General features: G+C 40.9%; 11 protein-coding genes. 9 read left to right on the top strand and 2 right to left on the bottom strand.

Annotated features, from left to right (window positions below):
- Positions 1-64 precede the first annotated feature (64 nt).
- Both sucC and HYU69_09285 read right to left on the bottom strand, forming a co-directional pair.
- The gene (sucC, locus tag HYU69_09290) at positions 65-1,255 is read right to left on the bottom strand and encodes an ADP-forming succinate--CoA ligase subunit beta (GenBank protein MBI2270534.1); all 1,191 of its coding nucleotides are present in this window, start codon (positions 1,253-1,255) and stop codon (positions 65-67) included.
- A 70-nt stretch (positions 1,256-1,325) separates the two neighbouring features.
- Positions 1,326-1,997, bottom strand: coding sequence for an autotransporter outer membrane beta-barrel domain-containing protein (locus HYU69_09285; protein ID MBI2270533.1), 672 nt, complete (start codon positions 1,995-1,997; stop codon positions 1,326-1,328).
- A gap of 94 nt (positions 1,998-2,091) precedes the next feature.
- On the opposite strand from HYU69_09285, the gene HYU69_09280 reads away from it, so the two are divergent.
- From HYU69_09280 to HYU69_09240, 9 genes are all read left to right on the top strand, one after another.
- Entirely contained in the window at positions 2,092-3,708 is a 1,617-nt protein-coding gene (locus HYU69_09280) for a hypothetical protein (protein ID MBI2270532.1), read from the top strand.
- The gene (locus tag HYU69_09275) at positions 3,705-4,961 is read left to right on the top strand and encodes a hypothetical protein (GenBank protein ID MBI2270531.1); all 1,257 of its coding nucleotides are present in this window, start codon (positions 3,705-3,707) and stop codon (positions 4,959-4,961) included. Before HYU69_09280 ends, HYU69_09275 begins: the two co-directional genes overlap by 4 nt.
- A gap of 6 nt (positions 4,962-4,967) precedes the next feature.
- The gene (locus HYU69_09270; protein ID MBI2270530.1) at positions 4,968-5,195 is read left to right on the top strand and encodes a hypothetical protein; all 228 of its coding nucleotides are present in this window, start codon (positions 4,968-4,970) and stop codon (positions 5,193-5,195) included.
- Entirely contained in the window at positions 5,158-6,309 is a 1,152-nt protein-coding gene (locus HYU69_09265) for a T9SS type A sorting domain-containing protein (GenBank protein ID MBI2270529.1), read from the top strand. Before HYU69_09270 ends, HYU69_09265 begins: the two co-directional genes overlap by 38 nt.
- Positions 6,310-6,380: 71 nt before the next feature.
- Entirely contained in the window at positions 6,381-6,794 is a 414-nt protein-coding gene (locus HYU69_09260; GenBank protein MBI2270528.1) for a hypothetical protein, read from the top strand.
- Positions 6,791-7,987, top strand: coding sequence for a TIGR03862 family flavoprotein (locus HYU69_09255; protein ID MBI2270527.1), 1,197 nt, complete (start codon positions 6,791-6,793; stop codon positions 7,985-7,987). The genes HYU69_09260 and HYU69_09255 overlap by 4 nt, the downstream gene beginning before the upstream one ends.
- A 291-nt stretch (positions 7,988-8,278) precedes the next feature.
- The gene (locus HYU69_09250) at positions 8,279-9,952 is read left to right on the top strand and encodes a hypothetical protein (GenBank protein MBI2270526.1); all 1,674 of its coding nucleotides are present in this window, start codon (positions 8,279-8,281) and stop codon (positions 9,950-9,952) included.
- Between the two features lie 31 nt (positions 9,953-9,983).
- The gene (locus tag HYU69_09245; GenBank protein ID MBI2270525.1) at positions 9,984-10,667 is read left to right on the top strand and encodes a T9SS type A sorting domain-containing protein; all 684 of its coding nucleotides are present in this window, start codon (positions 9,984-9,986) and stop codon (positions 10,665-10,667) included.
- A 141-nt stretch (positions 10,668-10,808) separates the two neighbouring features.
- A complete protein-coding gene (locus HYU69_09240) occupies positions 10,809-17,549 on the top strand; it encodes a T9SS type A sorting domain-containing protein (GenBank protein MBI2270524.1) in 6,741 nt (2,246 codons plus the stop codon).
- The last annotated feature ends 14 nt before the right edge of the window (positions 17,550-17,563 follow it).

Here is a 17,563-nt window from a genome sequence, read left to right as displayed (position 1 = left end):
TATAAAAGAGCAATATAATATAGAACTTAATGACATTGCGCTTGGAGCGGTCACCCCTAATTTCCTAACTGAGAACCTTCTTAACGAGATCAGCTGCTTCCTGTAGCTCTACAGCCGAGAAAACCTTTAATCCCGAATCAGCAATGAGCTTCTTGGCTTCAATCGCATTGGTACCCTGTAAGCGAACAATGATAGGAACTTTAATGTTTCCAATATTCTTATAGGCATCAACAATACCCTGTGCAACACGATCACAACGAACAATGCCACCGAAAATATTTACCAGAATAGCTTTTACATTGGGATCCTTCAGAATGATACGAAAGGCATTCTCCACACGCTCAGCATTTGCAGTTCCTCCAACATCCAGGAAATTGGCAGGGTCGCCTCCCGATAATTTAATAATGTCCATTGTGGCCATTGCCAGACCGGCTCCATTCACCATGCAGCCTACATTTCCATCCAGCTTTACATAGTTCAGACCGAATTTTCCGGCTTCTACTTCTGTCGCATCTTCTTCAAGTACATCGCGCATTTCAACATAATCCGGGTGACGAAACAACCCGTTATTATCAAGGCTTACTTTTGCATCCACGGCTATAATTTTATTATCAGAGGTTTTTAATACAGGATTAATTTCAAACATGCTGGAATCTGTTTGCTCATAGGCTTTATAAAGACTCGCAATAAACTTTGTCATTTCTTTGAATGCCTGGCCATCCAGTCCTAAATTGAATGCGATCTTACGACACTGAAAACCCTGTAAACCCACTTTAGGATCAATTTCTTCTTTAAATATTTTTTCCGGCGTTTTCTCCGCTACTTCCTCAATATCCATGCCACCTTCCTGCGAATAAACGATTGTGTTATGTCCTTTTTTACGATCAAGCAGAACACTCATATAAAATTCCTGAGGCTTACTTTCGCCGGGATAATAAACATCATTCGCGATCAAAACTTTATGAACGATTTTTCCCTGAGGACCGGTTTGGCGAGATACTAAGTTCATACCAAGGATTGCCTTGGCCTTTTCTTTAACTTCCTCAAGGGTTTTAGCGACTTTTACTCCGCCGGCCTTCCCGCGTCCTCCCGCATGCACCTGGGCCTTCACCACCCATATCTTTGTTCCGGTTTGTTCCTGTAGCTTTTTTGCGGCTTCAACAGCCGATTCAGGAGTTTCGGCAATAATGCCTTCACCTGTTGCTATTCCAAATTTTTTAAGAATTTGTTTTCCCTGGTATTCGTGAATGTTCATATTGCAATTGATTTTTATTCAATCAAAAGTAAAAAAAAATGAATACGATGATCCCCTTTGAATGATTAATTTATTTCTTTTTCTTCACATAGCCGAAATAAAGGTTGAAGCCAACTTCCAAATGACTTACTGCTCCGTTCATATCTCCACTTTCATAATGTTTAAATTGATCCAATGCAATATCTGCAGGGTCAAATGAGTGATTTATATATGTATAACTCACAAGAAACCCTATTCCAAAATGATCCTCCAGGATGAAATTAATGTTCTCCGTGATCTGCAGATAAGCTGTGTTAAACTCATCTTTAATAGTAGCAGGAGTAATGGTTTGTATCGAACTGAACTTGCCGAAACTCTGCCCGATCGAGATGGAGGTTGATAAAAATCCATGCGGTGTGAAATAATAGTCATAACCTATATTTAGTCCTGCCCAGTTAAGCTGAAATTGATTGCTTAACCGATATCCATTACCTGCTACCAGCTTATTGGTTGGTATCTTATAAAGCGAATTGCCACCGCATATACCGGCATAAAAATTTTTAAACAATTGAACATTCTGCGAACCGCTCACCGAATAAACTCCGATAAAGGTACTTTTAAACGCTTTGTTGGAAAGAGGATGGGGTACTAAACCATTAATTCGGGTATCAAACCTGTAAATGCCTTCAGTGATCTGCGCTTTTACAGAAAAGCAAGCCAAACATACAAAGGCTATAAAGGGATATTTGATTCTTTTACACACAAAGACCAGATTTACCTGAACAATAAACTTATAAAGTTTCGTTTTAGTATATAACCGACAAGTTAGCTAAAATTAGTATTTTTATGTATCTGTTATGATCAAACCGGTCCTCAAAAGTATTTTATTCCTCTTTTTGACTGCTTTAAGTTTTACTTCTTGCAGAAAAGATTCAAGTCAGCCAACGTGGGATGTTGATGTTTTGGCTCCTCTTATTAAATCAAGCCTGAGTATTAACGACTTAGTCACTGATTCGCTTTTAGTGAGCAACCCTGATAGTTCCATTAAAATTGTATACAATAGCGACCTTATTAATTTCTCGTCCGATACACTTGCGCAGGTGCCTGACACTACAGTAAGTTTTTCATTCGTTACACCCATACCTTATAGCTATAGTCCCGGTGATGTACTTATAAACAAAACCTCGGAGATCGATTTCGACCTGAGCGGCATAGAACTAAAGAAAGCAATCATTAAAACAGAATACATCAAATTGCATGTAGAGAACCGAATGGACAGTACGATTGTTTTTGAATATAAAATTCCATGCGCTACTCTCAACAGCATTCCTTTCTCCTTGTTTGACTCTGTTCCCGGAGGAAGCAATTTAGTCCCCGCTATTTATGATACGATTATTGATCTGGCAGGCTATACCATTGATCTCACGGGATTAACCGGTACCAAATACAACATTGTAACAACGCAGGTAAAAGCATACATTTCAAAGGCGGTGGATTATGTCACAGTAGCCCTCGATGACAGCCTGTTCATCACCAACAGCGCATACAGCATTAAGCCCGGATACGCCCGCGGATACCTGGGCCAAACCGTTGTTACAGTTGGTCCGGAGCAAAGTGATTTTACAATGTTTAAAAATATCAAGTCGGGCACCTTAAGCCTTCCTGACGTAAATGTAAAACTCGATCTTGAGAATTCGATCGGTGTTGACGCGCGGTTGAAGATCAGTAAAATAACTTCCATGAATACCAGGACCGGAACAAATGTAGACCTGGTCAGTTCTGCGGCGATCAATAAATCAATAAACATTAACAGGGCTGTTGAAACAGGAGTTATGGCTACACCAGTAATTCCAACTGTTCAAACGATTCTCCTGAACAGCGGCAACTCCAATATCAGCTCCCTGGTCGGCAATATGCCGGATAAATTAAGCTATACCATGCAGGTAAATGTAAATCCCCTCGGAAATATTTCGGGATCAAACGATTTTGTTTACTCGGATTACGGCATAAAAGCAAAAATGAATATCGAAATTCCATTGTCGGTTTTAGCTACCAACCTTACCTTATCAGATACACTGCTCCTTGATCTAAGCAGCATCCGGGAGCATGAAAAAATAAACAATGGCAATTTATATTTGTATACAGTGAACGGCCTGCCATTTGACGCCGCTGTACAGATCTATCTGCTGGATAATACTCTTTCAAAGACCGATTCGTTACTCGTGCCTCCAAACAATAATGTGGCAAGCGCTTTACTTGGTACAAATCTTAAAGTTTCGCAGCCGGTTAATACAAAGCTTACCATTCCCGTAACAAAAGAAAAACTCGACAAATTAGTGCATTCCGGAAAAGTATTGGTGGTGGCGCGTTTTAATACAGCTAACCAACCCAATCCTATAAGCCTTTACAATCACTACAAACTCGAGTTCAGATTAGTAGCGGATATCAACTACAGCTTTTCAACCAAAAAGTGAGAAAAATAATTTATATACTATTCGTTTTAAGTTGTACGGGCCTGTTGGCTCAGGACATTTATACTCCTTTCGATAAAAATTACCTCGGACATAAATCAACTTTAAGTGTAAATGCCGATTATTTTTTTAATTCGAACGCGATCACTGCTGAGTTTGTAAATACTTTTTATAAAAGCGGGAATATCACTACACCAATGAAAGACCGGGTGAGCAGTAACCTTATCCTTGAAAACCGTTTGGGCGCGGAGCTAAATTACTCTGTTTATTACAGGTATAAACCCGATACACTTTCTAAAAATTCCAAAATAAGTTTTTTTACCAGCCTCAAAAACCGAAACCATGTTGATGCGCGATTCTCCAATGACCTGTTCAAACTTGGCTTTTATGGCAACAAACAATTTGCAGGTGAAACGGCTGATCTTACAAACTTTAATCTGAACCTATACCAATACCAGCAATTCCAGGTTGGGATGACCAAAAAGATCAATAATGGCGAGGTGACCTATGCCCTTGGTCTCTCAGCACTTAATGGGCAGCAATATCAATCAATACATGCCAAAAAAGCTGAACTTTATACTGCATTGGATGGCCAATACATTGATTTTAACAGCAATATCATTTACAAACGGTCGGATACCGCCAACAGCAGCCTCGGAAGAAATAACGGAATGGGCTTCAGCATTGATGTATACGCCGATATTCCATACATGACAAAAGAAAACAGGGCAGAACGTATGACCATTGAACTGCGCGACATTGGCATGATATGGTGGAACGGAAATTCCGCTACCGCATCCGTTGATTCTATTCATCATTATGACGGGGTAAGCGTTGATAATATTTTTGAATTGAATAGTTCGGCATTCGGAAACACTAACGCCGACAGTATATTAAACAAAAATGTAAAGTTTTCTCCCGGTAAAATTATCACAACCCTTCCGGCGGTATTTCATTTTAACTCTTTATCCACTGTTGGCAAATGGCAGTTCTCTAAGGGCATCCGCTTTATATTCAATGCCAACAATAAATTCAACATTTATTTTATTGTTAACCGCTATTTAACACCAAAACTCATGGTAAGCCTCGGTCTTGCTTATGGAGGTTACAGCCTGTTCAACACTAATACCGGCTTAGCCATTGATTTTGGAAAAGGGTTTATGCTTCGTGCTTATAGCAATAACATAGAAGGTTTTATAGTTCCCAAACTGGCTACGGGACAGGGTGCAGCATTATCATTAACAAAGAGTTTTTAAATAAAAATGGGTATAAAATATTTATTCTTTATTGTATTTACAGCGGCGTCAACCTGTTATGCCGCATCAATACAGTTTAAACATTCCATTGGCGGCAACTCTCCTGATCACGGATACTGCGCGAGGCAAACATACGACAATGGATATATTGCCGTTGGTACCACCAGCAGCTTTACAAATGGAAACTCAGATATATATGTTGTACGAACCGCGGCTCGACCGCTGGGGAAATAAAGTCTGGGAAAAAACCTATGGCGGTACCGATTGGGAATTTGCTTACAGCATACACCAAACAAGTGACGGAGGATTTATTATAGCCGGGGGCACATACAGCTACGGAAAAGGTAGTGAAGACATGTACCTTATTAAAACGAACATAACTGGCGACACTACGTGGACAAAAACATTCGGTGGACGATACGATGATGAAGCAAGATCAGTGCGGGAGACTGCTACAGGTGATTTTATACTGACCGGCTTCACTAAAAGTTTTGCAGATACTACGGGCGGAGATGCTTATGTGGTAAAAACAAATTCAACCGGAGATACATTATGGACAAGGAGTTTTGGCGGACTAAAAGAAGACCTTGCCAATGATATCATTGAATGCAAAAACGGCGATTATGTTTTTTGCGGACGTAGTTACAGCTATTGTAGCAAAGATGCCAATATGTACCTTACAAGGATCTACAATAACGGATCGATCAACTGGCAGATTTCAAATGGCCTGCTTAAAGATTCTATTTACGATAGCCTAGAGGGATTGGTTGAACTGCAAAACGGAAACCTTGCTTGTATAGGTGTTACCTTCTCTTACGGAGGAGGAAAGAATGAAGGCTATTTGCTTATTACAAATAGTTCAGGAGGTTTTATTGACGGCCCAACTTACGGCACCGGTGGCAAAGATGAATGTTACTCTGTTGCGATTACACGCGATAAGGGATTTATTATCTGTGGCTTTACAGACTCAACAAAAATTGGCTTTAACGCTCCTAACTTATTTCTCATTAAGACCGATTCAACAGGTCAGCTGCCTAAAATGAAATTCTGGTTTTCTGTTAATGATATAAATAATGGTCAGATCAACTCCATTACCTACCCCAACCCATTCACAGTTCAAACTCATATTACGATCACTTCTAATGAAGAAATTCATCCTACAGACCTTAACCTGGTGCTATCCGATATCAGCGGGCGAATTTGCACTCCCACCTATAGAGTGATGGACTCCGGGAACAAAAGTATTGAGTTGCAAATGGACAAAGGAAATTTGCAGGAAGGAATCTATTTTGTCCGGTATTTCCTAAAACAGCAATGTGTTGGAGCTTCTAAGGTAATTATCGAATAAGTCTTTACAGATAATACGATTGATTAAATTCCGCATCGCTGACACACACTTTTTCCCTAAGTGAAAAATATATGAAATTAGAATTTTTAAAAAATATTACTGAGTATAACGAACATGCAGTCCGGCTATTCGACTTCAATTCGTTGCAGGCAAAAGAATTTCGCCAGGCTATTAACGAGTTGATTGCAAACCATGAAGATCACATAGATTTAACCTCTCTTGGTTTTATTCAACCCATAAATTGCAAACTTACCCTTCGTGTTGGCGAAAGTGACGAAGGAATATCAACAGTTGATGATCATAATTTCTTTTGTGATCTCACAATAAACAATTACAAAGACATGATACAACTGGTAGAGCCATTCTGCAGAAGAGAATCAAGCGGTTATCAATGGCTTTATGACATTGACACTCCAATTGACTTTTTATTTTCTGCGGGGAAAGAAATGCCTGAAGTTGGTGTACCTGACGATCAGTATAAATGAAAAAAACAATAGCGATCATAGGCAGCGGCCCTTCCGCCCTATTGTTGGCAGCCACACTTGATCAAAACCTGTTTGACATTACCATCTATGAACGAAAAGCGGCTCCCGCGCGCAAATTCTTAGTGGCAGGTGACGGAGGTTTTAATTTAACACATTCCGAAGAGCGGGAGCAATTTATTTCACGTTACACCCCGAAAATATTTTTAGCTGATAGTATTCGCTCATTCACAAACACTGATCTGCGCAACTGGCTAAAAGATATTGGTATTGACACCTATGTCGGAACAAGTAAAAGAGTATTCCCGGTTAAGGGAATAAAACCAATTGATGTACTCAACGCTATATTAAATGAGTTGAAGAAAAAGCATGTTACGCTGCTGACAGAATACACATGGAAAGGCTGGAACAGCAATAATGAGCTTATTTTCGAACACGATAAAAAAGAGCATTTTATAAAAGCGGGTATTGTTGTGTTCGCGCTCGGGGGTGCCAGTTGGAGTATTACCGGTTCAGACGGTAGTTGGACAAACTTATTTGAACAGAAAAGGATCACTATCGTTCCGTTTCAACCTTCCAATTGTGCTTATAAGATCGAATGGGATAAAAAATTTAGAGATCAGGCTGAAGGTTCTTCATTAAAAAACATTACTATCACCTGCGATAATGTTATAAAAAAAGGAGAGTTGGTAATTACACAATTTGGATTAGAGGGCGGAGCCATTTACGGATTAAGTCCACAGATACGTAAACAACTTAATGAAAACAATACCGCGGTTGTGTTTATCGACCTGAAACCGGATTTTACAAAAAATGAAATAAAAAATAAACTAAGAAGCAAAGGGAACAGATCATACACAAAACAATTGAAGGACGAATTGAATTTAAACGACGTACAAATTGCACTGCTAAAAACTATTCTAACAAAAGAAGAGTTCGTTAATCCGTTAATTCTTGCTGATAAAATAAAACATTTACCCTTAAAAGTAGCAGCCATGGCTCCGATCGATGAGGCTATTTCTACAGTCGGTGGTATTTCACCGGAAGAAGTGGATGAATATTTTCAATTAAAAAAATTACCCAGCCATTTTTGCATTGGTGAAATGCTGGATTGGGACGCACCAACCGGTGGTTACTTACTACAGGCCTGTTTTAGTATGGGAAACTACCTGGGCAAATACCTTAACTCCAATTGAACAGTAGATCAATCAACATAGAAATAATACCGACGGACTACCTATTCCGACCCATCAAATTGGTATTATATCTGCATAATACGTAAAATCCCTTCATCAACTAAGTCTCCTGATCAATCTAATATTTTTCATAATATATTGAAAATCAATATATTGTTAAAAAATATTTAGAAATTAACAAACCCTGTTTAAAACTAAATGGGTTCAAAAAGTAAAAAATTGCAACCTTTAATCAATTGACTACGTATAAATACGCAGTTGGTGTGGTCATAAATCAAAACAATTTAAACTATGAAAACAGTTATACATAGTAAGCTTATGATCATATACCTGTTTTTAAGTTCAGGTGTTTTTGCCAATAATCTTACTGTCACTAACGCCAAACTAGTAGGTTCCAATCAGGCGGAGCAGTATACAATGGTTCAATTTGATATTTCCTGGGAAAATTCCTGGCGCACAAGCGCGGCCCCAAATAACCGGGATGCCGTATGGGTGTTCATAAAATTTCGTATCTCGGGTGGAAGCTGGCAGCATGCTTGGTTAAATAGCTCCGGACATACAGCACCTACCGGATGTACAATAGATATTGGTTTATTGACACCAGATTCTCCTTTTAATTCTACAACTAACCCGGGACTTGGCGCATTTATTTACCGTAGTGCTGATGGAACCGGAACTTTTTCACTGACTGGTGTGCAGCTGCGTTGGAACTACGGAGCTAATGGCTGCGCGAATGCCGATGTAGCGGATGTCCAGGTTTACGCTATGGAAATGGTATATATACCCCAGGCAAGTTTTTATGTGGGAAGCGGTGGAACAGAAAGCGGTAGTTTTACAGATGGATCGTGGAGTGCGGGCAATACAATACCTTACCAGATAACATCAGAAGATGCTATGGTAATGGACTCGGTTCCCGGAAGCTTATTTGCAAAGAGTGCGATAAGTACAATTTATCCCGGCACAACCAGACCCGTAACTCTTCCGGCAAGTTTCCCGAAAGGCTATAAAGCATTTTATTGTATGAAACATGCCATCACCCAGCAAGGTTATGCAAATTTTTTGAATACACTTACCCGTACCCAACAAGCTTCAAGGGTAGCTACTGTGCTTTATGATACCACAACATGGCTTCAAAGATGTTATGTAATGCGAAACAGCTCTACAATTAATTTCAGGCAGGGTATAAGATGTGACACTGCATTTGCACCTTACATCCCCCTCACCTTTGTTTGTGATTATGCAGGAGGCGGTACTTTGCAATATGTACCCCCACCAATAAATGCAACTGTATTACGGGGAAACTGGGTTGGTGGAGAAGCCAACGATGGTCTCGGGAATGAATGCAACTGGTTGTCGTGGCTGGATGTTTTGGCTTATCTGGATTGGTCGGGCCTCCGGCCAATGACTGAATTAGAATACGAAAAAGTCTGTAGGGGTGACCAGGCACCTGTGGCCAACGAATACGTATGGGGTAGTACAACAGGGGCTACAGCTCCCACAGGACTGACTAATTCGGGTGAGATTACTGAAACGGCAAGCAATGCCGGGGCCAATCAATCCTATAATGCTGCTGTTTGGGGTACCATGCGTGTCGGAGCTTTTGCAGGTGCAGGTACCACTCGCGAACAAGCGGGAGCCACCTATTATGGTGTATTAGATTTGGGAGGCAGCACCTGGCACATGATAGTTCCTGTGGCAAAACCATTAGCCCGCGCCTTTACAGGAGATCACGGAAATGGTTTATTGAATAGCTCAGGTCATAATGATGTTGCATCATGGCCGGGTACAGGCGGTTATAACCCGGGCTCAACTTCGCTTCAAGGTTATGGCTTCAGGGGAGGAACTTGGTATCGTGATGCTTCTTACCTGACCACTTCAAGCCGGGGAGCAGCAGCAAGCGGAAATGGTCTGCATTCATTTCGTCACGACTCACAGGGAGGACGCGGCGTGCGTACAGCGCCATAAGATTAGTTGAGTAAAATTGAAAAAGTAAACAATGAAAAGAATTTACACATACCTGATATTACTTTTAACTTTACCCTTAACCACAAAAGCTCAGTATTTTGGCGGGCAGGGCCGCGGGGATGTTATGGCAACAATATCCAGTGTTTATTTACCCATTGAACTCCTGAATTTTAATGCTATAGGGCAGACTGACAAGGTCCGCATATACTGGCGCACGGCGAGCGAAACAAATAATAATTTTTTCACTATTGAGAAATCACTAAATGGTACAGATTGGAAAATGATCGGTACTGTTAAAGGTGCGGGCAACTCAACACGAATAATAAACTATGAAAGTTTTGATCATGAACCTGTAATTGGTATTCAATACTACAGGCTGAAACAAACCGATTTTGACGGAAAGTTTAAATATTCTAAATCGGTTGCAGTGGATTTCAAAGACGCTTTCAGTTTCAGTTTATATCCTAATCCTGTTCAGCCAAACAGCAGCGTTTATCTCAACCTTAATATGGGCGCAGACGATGAACAACCCATTATTGTAGTAGTTTATGATTCGATGGGAAGAGAAGTGCTGTCCAAAGTAACCAATATAGATAAGAACAGTAGTGGTCAGCTCACAGCAATAGACCCTTCAAATACTCTTTCTCCGGGTGTATATATTATTTCAGCGACATCGGATAATTCTATATATAAACAAAAACTGATTATCAGGTAATTTGTGCTGTTTAGTTAAATGCGCTTAATGCATAATAGTTCCTAATGTATGTTCAATACAATACCATTAACACTGAAAAATTGAATACTAAAAAATATGTTTTTAAATATCCGATTCGTTAAAAATTTTATTTTAAGAACCTTGTTTAAAAATACAACGCCTGTCTTATTTGCTTTTATTATACCAACCTTATCATTCGCTCAACCGGCAAATGATAATTTTGCAAACGCAACTGATATAACTTCGATTATTAACGGATGTTCAGCTAATGCTGCCTACACCACTGTTAATGCAACAGCCGACCAGGCAGCAGGCACTTGCGCTGCAAACGGGCCGAATTATAATGTTTGGTTCAAGTTCACAGCTACAGCAACAACATATATAGGCATTCAACTTCAGACAGGAGGAGCACTGGGATCATTACAATACGATTGGGTAACATTATGGGATGGGTCGCTTAACCAACTTTCATGCTCCGGTTACAACGGCCAGCAATATGGAACTCAACACGCAAGCTACCTCGGGCTTACACCGGGAGCAACGTATTATATTTCGGCGGATAATTATGTCGGGGCCGGCTACAGAGGAACATTCAAGTTATGCCTGAGCGATGTTATTGATTATAACTTTAAAGAAGGAGCAACTGATCTAACCTCTATTATCAACGGATGTTCGTCCGATGCGGCATATACAACCTATGGAGCATCTGGGGATAGGTCGGCCGGAAGTTGCGCCCCAAACGGCCCGAATTACAACAGGTGGTTCAAATTTACTGCTACGTCCACAACATTCATGAAGATCCAGGCTATAACGGGAGGAAGTGCCGGCTCAATGCAATACGGATGGGTTACATTGTGGGATGCTTCACTTAATCAACTATCATGCTCACCTTACATTGGCCAGCAATACGGAACTCATCAGGCCAGCTATCTTGGACTTACTCCCGGATCCATCTATTATATCTCAGTAGAAAATTATGTAGGACTTGGTTACAGGGGAACATTTAAAATGTGCCTTAGTGATGCCGTTGACTACGACTATAAAGTCGCCGCGGTTGACGTGACATCATTGATCAATGGATGTTCGGCGGATGCCGCGTATACAACCATAGGTGCGACTGCAGATCAAACAACAGGCAGCTGTTCTCCAAATGGGCCTAATTACAACAGGTGGTTTAAATTCACTGCCACAGCCTCAACATTTATAAGGGTACAGGCTATAACCGGAGGGTCCGCAGGATCAATGCAATTCGGATGGGTTACATTGTGGAATTCTTCTCTCACACAAATTGCATGTTCGCCATATATAGGCCAGCAATATGGAACACATGAAGCAAGTTACCTTGGGCTTACTCCCGGTGCAACATATTATGTTTCGGTGGACAACTATGCTGGATTTGGTTATCGCGGCACGTTTAAATTGTGCCTGAATGATGCTGTTGACTATGATTATAAAGTTGCCGCAATTGATGTAACCGCTTTGATCAACGGATGCTCGGCCGATGCAGCTTATTCAACAATAGGAGCAACCGCAGATCAGGCAGCAGGCACTTGTGCTGCTAACGGCCCCAATTACAACAGGTGGTTTAAATTCACAGCTACAGCATCAACTTTCATAAGCATACAGGTTAAAACCGGAGGCTCATACGGCTCCATGCAATTCGACTGGCTGACACTATGGAATTCGTCTCTTACCCAGGTAGCGTGTGCTGCATACAATGGTCAACAATACGGAACCCAGGAGATTAGTTATCTTGGACTTACCCCCGGAGCTACATATTATATTTCTGTGGATAACTATGCAGGACTTGGATACAGGGGTACTTTTAAGTTGTGTCTGAACGATGTGGTTGATTATAATTATAAAGAAGGTGCTATTGATGTAAGTTCCCTGATCAACACCGCTTCAGCCAATGCTGCATACACAACAATAGCAGCAACACCAGACAGGTCTGCAGGCACATGTGCCGCAAACGGACCAAATTACAACAGGTGGTTCAAATTCACTGCTACAGCAACAACATTCATGGAAGTTGGGGTATTAACCGGTGGAACCGCAGGATCCATGCAATTCGACTGGGTAACATTATGGAATTCATCACTTACTCAATTGGCATGTTCTCCTTATGTCGGCCAGCAATATGGACTTCAGGTGGCCAGCTATACCGGACTCACTCCTGGCGCAACATATTATATCTCCGTGGATAATTATGTGGGACTTGGATACAGAGGCACATTTAAATTGGGTCTGCGTGATGGTAGCGGGGTGAATTATTATTGGGTAGGCAATGGAGGAAACTGGAATGACATGAATCATTGGGCCAGTACATCAGGAGGAGCGGGAGGCGCTTATTATTCACCACCTTCAGCTTTAGATAACGTGTATTTTGATGCGAATTCTTTCAGCTCTGCAGGCCAAACCGTTACAATTAATGTAAATGCCACCTGCAAAAATCTGAATTTAACGGGTGTACTTAATAATCCGACTGTAGCAGGCTCCAACACCTATTCATTTACATGTTCAGGTTCATGGACATGGGCAACAGCGTCATTAACTTTTGCAGGTAATGTTACCTTTAATGGCACTGGCTTACTCACACTAACTACTGCCGGACAAACCTTTAACGGAAATGTAACGTTCAACTCAGCGGGAGGAACTTATACAGTACAGGATTTTTTATACGCAACCAATCCCACTTACGGGCAAATTGGTCTACAGAACGGTACATTAAACACAAATGGTAAACCTGTTAGCTGCAGAGTACTAAATTGTAATATAGTTGATAATGTCCGCACACTTGACTTGGGCGCATCAAGGGTAGATATATCCGGATCGGGAACAGCCTGCGACTTTAGGGGAAACACAGCAAACTTTACGCTATCATCCACGGCTGCCAGTCAGATCTATCTTAATTATGCGGGGGCAGCGACGATCACTATGGAGGTCGGATCGAAAGCTAAAACAATACCAAACATAAATGTTTTTTATTGCACAGGAAGGATTCAAATTACGTCCGGTTCTGTTGCAACCACATCTGAACGTATCACATTCCGGGATATAACAACTCAGGATGTTTCACCTTTGGATACCGCGGCATTTTTATATATTGATAATTCCAGTGTTAATACGAATCAAAAAACATTCGGAAATATTACGTCCAGCAGATTTGTTTCCATTTCCGGAGCAAATGGTACAACATGGGGCGCAGCCGATATTATGCAGTTTACTGGAACTGTAAAGGTGGGCGACTTTCAGATCTACGGTGATTATGCTGAAGTAACCGGATCATTTATACAAAGCAGATCAGCAACTGCTGCCACACCTACATCATACAAATCACCTGGGGGTAAAACTTCAATCTTTTATTCAAAAGTCCGGTTGATGAGTAGTTTTACAGTAGGTCTTGGCCCCGAGCCTGTATTCGGGCTTCCATCGGGTAGTGTTGTTACAAGGGCAATGGATGAGATACGAATTCTGGGAAATATATATATTAATAATGCAACCGGTATTACGTATGGATTAAAAGATAATTACACTTTTACGCTTTACAAAACAGCTACATTTTCCGGTAACATAATTACCTCGGCTAATACCATTGCCACTTTCGCAACAACTGCAACTGCGAATACAGTTACATGCTCCGGAACTATAACAACAGGAACGGGTTCGACCTTAACAATAGGTAATGAACAGGCATGCACCCTTGCTCTTGACAGCCTTGTTGCCGGAACCAACTCTTTTGTTTCGATTTTACCGGCTACCACTGCAGGAACAAGCAGTATCAATGAATTTATTATGAACACCAAAAGCACAATCCAGTTTGGCGCGAGCGGAACCAGCACACATACCATTGGAAGACTTACTTATGTTGGCAGTTGTAACGGATGGAGCATAATTCGCAGTTACACGCCGGGAACTGCTGCTAAGATAGCTTTCACAAATGCACCAAGTATAAACTATGTACAGTGTAAGGACCTGAATATTACAAGTGCAAACTTTACAGTTAATTCCGGTATAAATCAGGGTAATAATACCGGAATAACATTTAATGCCTCGCCTGGAGCGGTATCGTATTATTGGGTTGGAGGAACTGCAGGCAACACCAAAACAGGAACCTACTCCACCGGAAATAATAATAACTGGTCAAATCCGGATAACTGGTCGTTAGTTTCTGGCAGTTATACGGGCACAAACCAATGCGTTCCAAGTCCCCAGGATAACGCATTATTTGACGTGAATTCATTTACATCTGTAACTAACAAAACCTGTGACATTGATCAGGTATATACTTATATAAACGATCTTAATTGCACCGGAGCTACTGCCGGAAGTTTTTTTGATAATGGTATTTCCAGTTCATTCAGAAGAACATTCTTTGTTTCGGGTAATGTTACTTTAGTGGCAAACATGACAAATAATTACGAGGGTGTATTCTATTTTAATGCCGGCACCGCTAAAACAATAACAAGTAATACACAACAGTTCTACGGCCCTATGGTTTTTGATAATTCCTCAGGAGATTGGACGCTTGCTGATAATACAAACATTAATTGCCAGGCAGGATACGGATATTACGCAGATTTTATAATGCTTAACGGAACTGTTCATGCAAATGCGACAACTATAAACCTTGAGGGTGACTTTAATGTTAAAACCAACTTTTTATGTGGTACAGGAAAAGTAGTTTTCGACGGTGCCGCGGCACAAAATCCACTGGATCAAAACATCGACACACAATCATCTTTCTATGACCTTATCATACTCAGGGCAAACGGCACTACACAAAGCAGTTGGGTGCTTGATAATACGACCATCACTATTACTCATAATTATTTAAATACGTCGGGGTTCCATTATGATGGAGGATATCAGATCACGGGCAATGCGGCCAACACGTTTATTATGTCCTCCGGATCGAGGCTGTTCCTTGGAAGTGGTTCATCGGCAACACTGTTTCCAACCAGTTATGTTGTAGCAAATATTTCTCTCGATCCGACAAGTACCGTTTACTTTGGTGCAGAAGCCAATCAAACAGTTTCGGGTGTACCCGATTACGGAAACCTCTACCTCGTTAGATTTTTACCCGGAGTAACTGTTTCAGGAACAACTTTAAGAACGAAAACACTTACTGAAATTGTTACTGTCAATACTTCCATATATATGGCATCTTATGTAAACTTTTATGACGCTGGTTTCCAGATCAGTTACGATGCTGCCGGTCCGAATGCTACCATAATGGAAGCCAATAGCCAGTTTACGCTGGGTTCTGCGGGTACTGCTACTTTGTTTCCTGTAAATTACACTGCCGCATTGGTCGACTTCACTCATCCTTCAACGGTCGTTTATAATGCCGGCTTGAACCAAACCATACAAGGCCTCTTTGGTGCAGGTACCGCCAGTTATTCTCATTTAACATGTAGCAATTCTCCGGCAGCAGCTGCAACCAAAGTATTAAATGCAAATACTGTAATACGTGGAAATTTATTGATCGATCCGAGTAATGTAATGGATGTAACTGCTTTTAATTATTCAATTACGCTGGCGGGTAACTGGACCGACCTTGGTAGCTTTACCGAGCGGCTCGGCATGGTCACATATAATGGATCGGCCCTTCAAACTATGAGCGCGGGTGCAGCAGGTGCAGGAACCGAAACCTATTATGATATTACTTTTAATAATACAGTTACGCCAACTGTAGCAAATGGTTCTGTTACAATAGCATCGGATATGGTCATTACTCACTCAGGCACGTTTACAGATGGTGTAGTTACCGCCAACCCAACAACAAAACTTACAATATTTAATGATGATGCCACAACAAGCGGGGCCAGTGACAATTCATTCGTTGATGGTAAGGTGAGAAAGATAGGTGATGATATATTTGTATACCCTACAGGAGATTACATTACTACTACCAAATATGGACCAATCGAAATTTCCATGCCATCTCTTACTACTGATCATTTTACAGCTCAATACTTCAATAAAAGTCCTAATGTTCCTTATACCAGAACGCTTAAAGAAGTTACAATAAATCACGTAAGCAGTGCTGAATATTGGATATTGGACCGGACAAACGGCGCTTCAAATATCACCCCAAAGCTTTATTGGGATTCACCGCGAAGCGGTGGAGTTGCAACGCTGTCTTTACTAAGAGTAGCAAAATGGGATGGAACAAAGTGGATAAACCTGGGTGCACTTAACGTGAGCGGCAATACAACCGCAGGAACCCTGCAAACAAGTAGTACTGTGACTTCGTTCAGTCCGTTTACTTTAGCTACAGATGAATCAGGTGATGCAAGCGACAATCCTTTGCCGGTAGAACTGATCAACTTTACAGCCAAAGCTGTTGATAACAGGTATACACAATTAAACTGGACAACCTCAACGGAAACAAACAACGACTATTTTACAATTGAAAGATCAATAGATGGCATCGACTGGAAAATTATCGGAACAACTAAAGGTGCCGGAAATTCATCACAAATACTGAACTATGAAAAATTTGATATGGAACCAGTTATTGGCATTCAATATTACAGATTAAAACAAACTGATTATGATGGTGCATATCAATATTCGGTATCGGTTGCCGTAAATTTTAAAGACACGTTTTATTTTAGCTTGTTCCCTAACCCAGTTTATCCAAACACAAGCGTTTATCTGAATTTAGCAGGAGTTATTGAGGATGGCCACCCCATTCTGGTGGTAGTGAATGACGCAATGGGAAGACAGGTCTTATCCAAAGTTATTGTAGTGGACAACAATAACAGCGGACAGGTCACGGCTATCGATCCTTCAAATACGCTTTCTCCGGGAGTGTATATTATATCTGCGACATCGGATAATTCTATTTATAAGCAAAAATTAATTATCAGATAGAAGTATCTGCATTA

The sequence above is a fragment of the Bacteroidota bacterium genome (genome assembly GCA_016183775.1).
Classification (GTDB): Bacteria; Bacteroidota; Bacteroidia; order JABDFU01; family JABDFU01; genus JABDFU01.
Note: the sequence above shows the minus strand (reverse complement) of the source record. Positions and strands in the feature narration are given on the sequence as shown.

Bases quoted from the DNA above. Each gene is read 5' to 3' on its own strand.
- sucC (MBI2270534.1), bottom strand. From the start codon at position 1,255: ATGAACATTCACGAATACCAGGGAAAACAAATTCTTAAAAAATTTGGA.
- HYU69_09280 (MBI2270532.1), top strand. From the start codon at position 2,092: ATGATCAAACCGGTCCTCAAAAGTATTTTATTCCTCTTTTTGACTGCT.
- HYU69_09270 (MBI2270530.1), top strand. From the start codon at position 4,968: ATGGGTATAAAATATTTATTCTTTATTGTATTTACAGCGGCGTCAACC.
- HYU69_09265 (MBI2270529.1), top strand. From the start codon at position 5,158: ATGTTGTACGAACCGCGGCTCGACCGCTGGGGAAATAAAGTCTGGGAA.
- HYU69_09260 (MBI2270528.1), top strand. From the start codon at position 6,381: ATGAAATTAGAATTTTTAAAAAATATTACTGAGTATAACGAACATGCA.
- HYU69_09255 (MBI2270527.1), top strand. From the start codon at position 6,791: ATGAAAAAAACAATAGCGATCATAGGCAGCGGCCCTTCCGCCCTATTG.
- HYU69_09250 (MBI2270526.1), top strand. From the start codon at position 8,279: ATGAAAACAGTTATACATAGTAAGCTTATGATCATATACCTGTTTTTA.
- HYU69_09245 (MBI2270525.1), top strand. From the start codon at position 9,984: ATGAAAAGAATTTACACATACCTGATATTACTTTTAACTTTACCCTTA.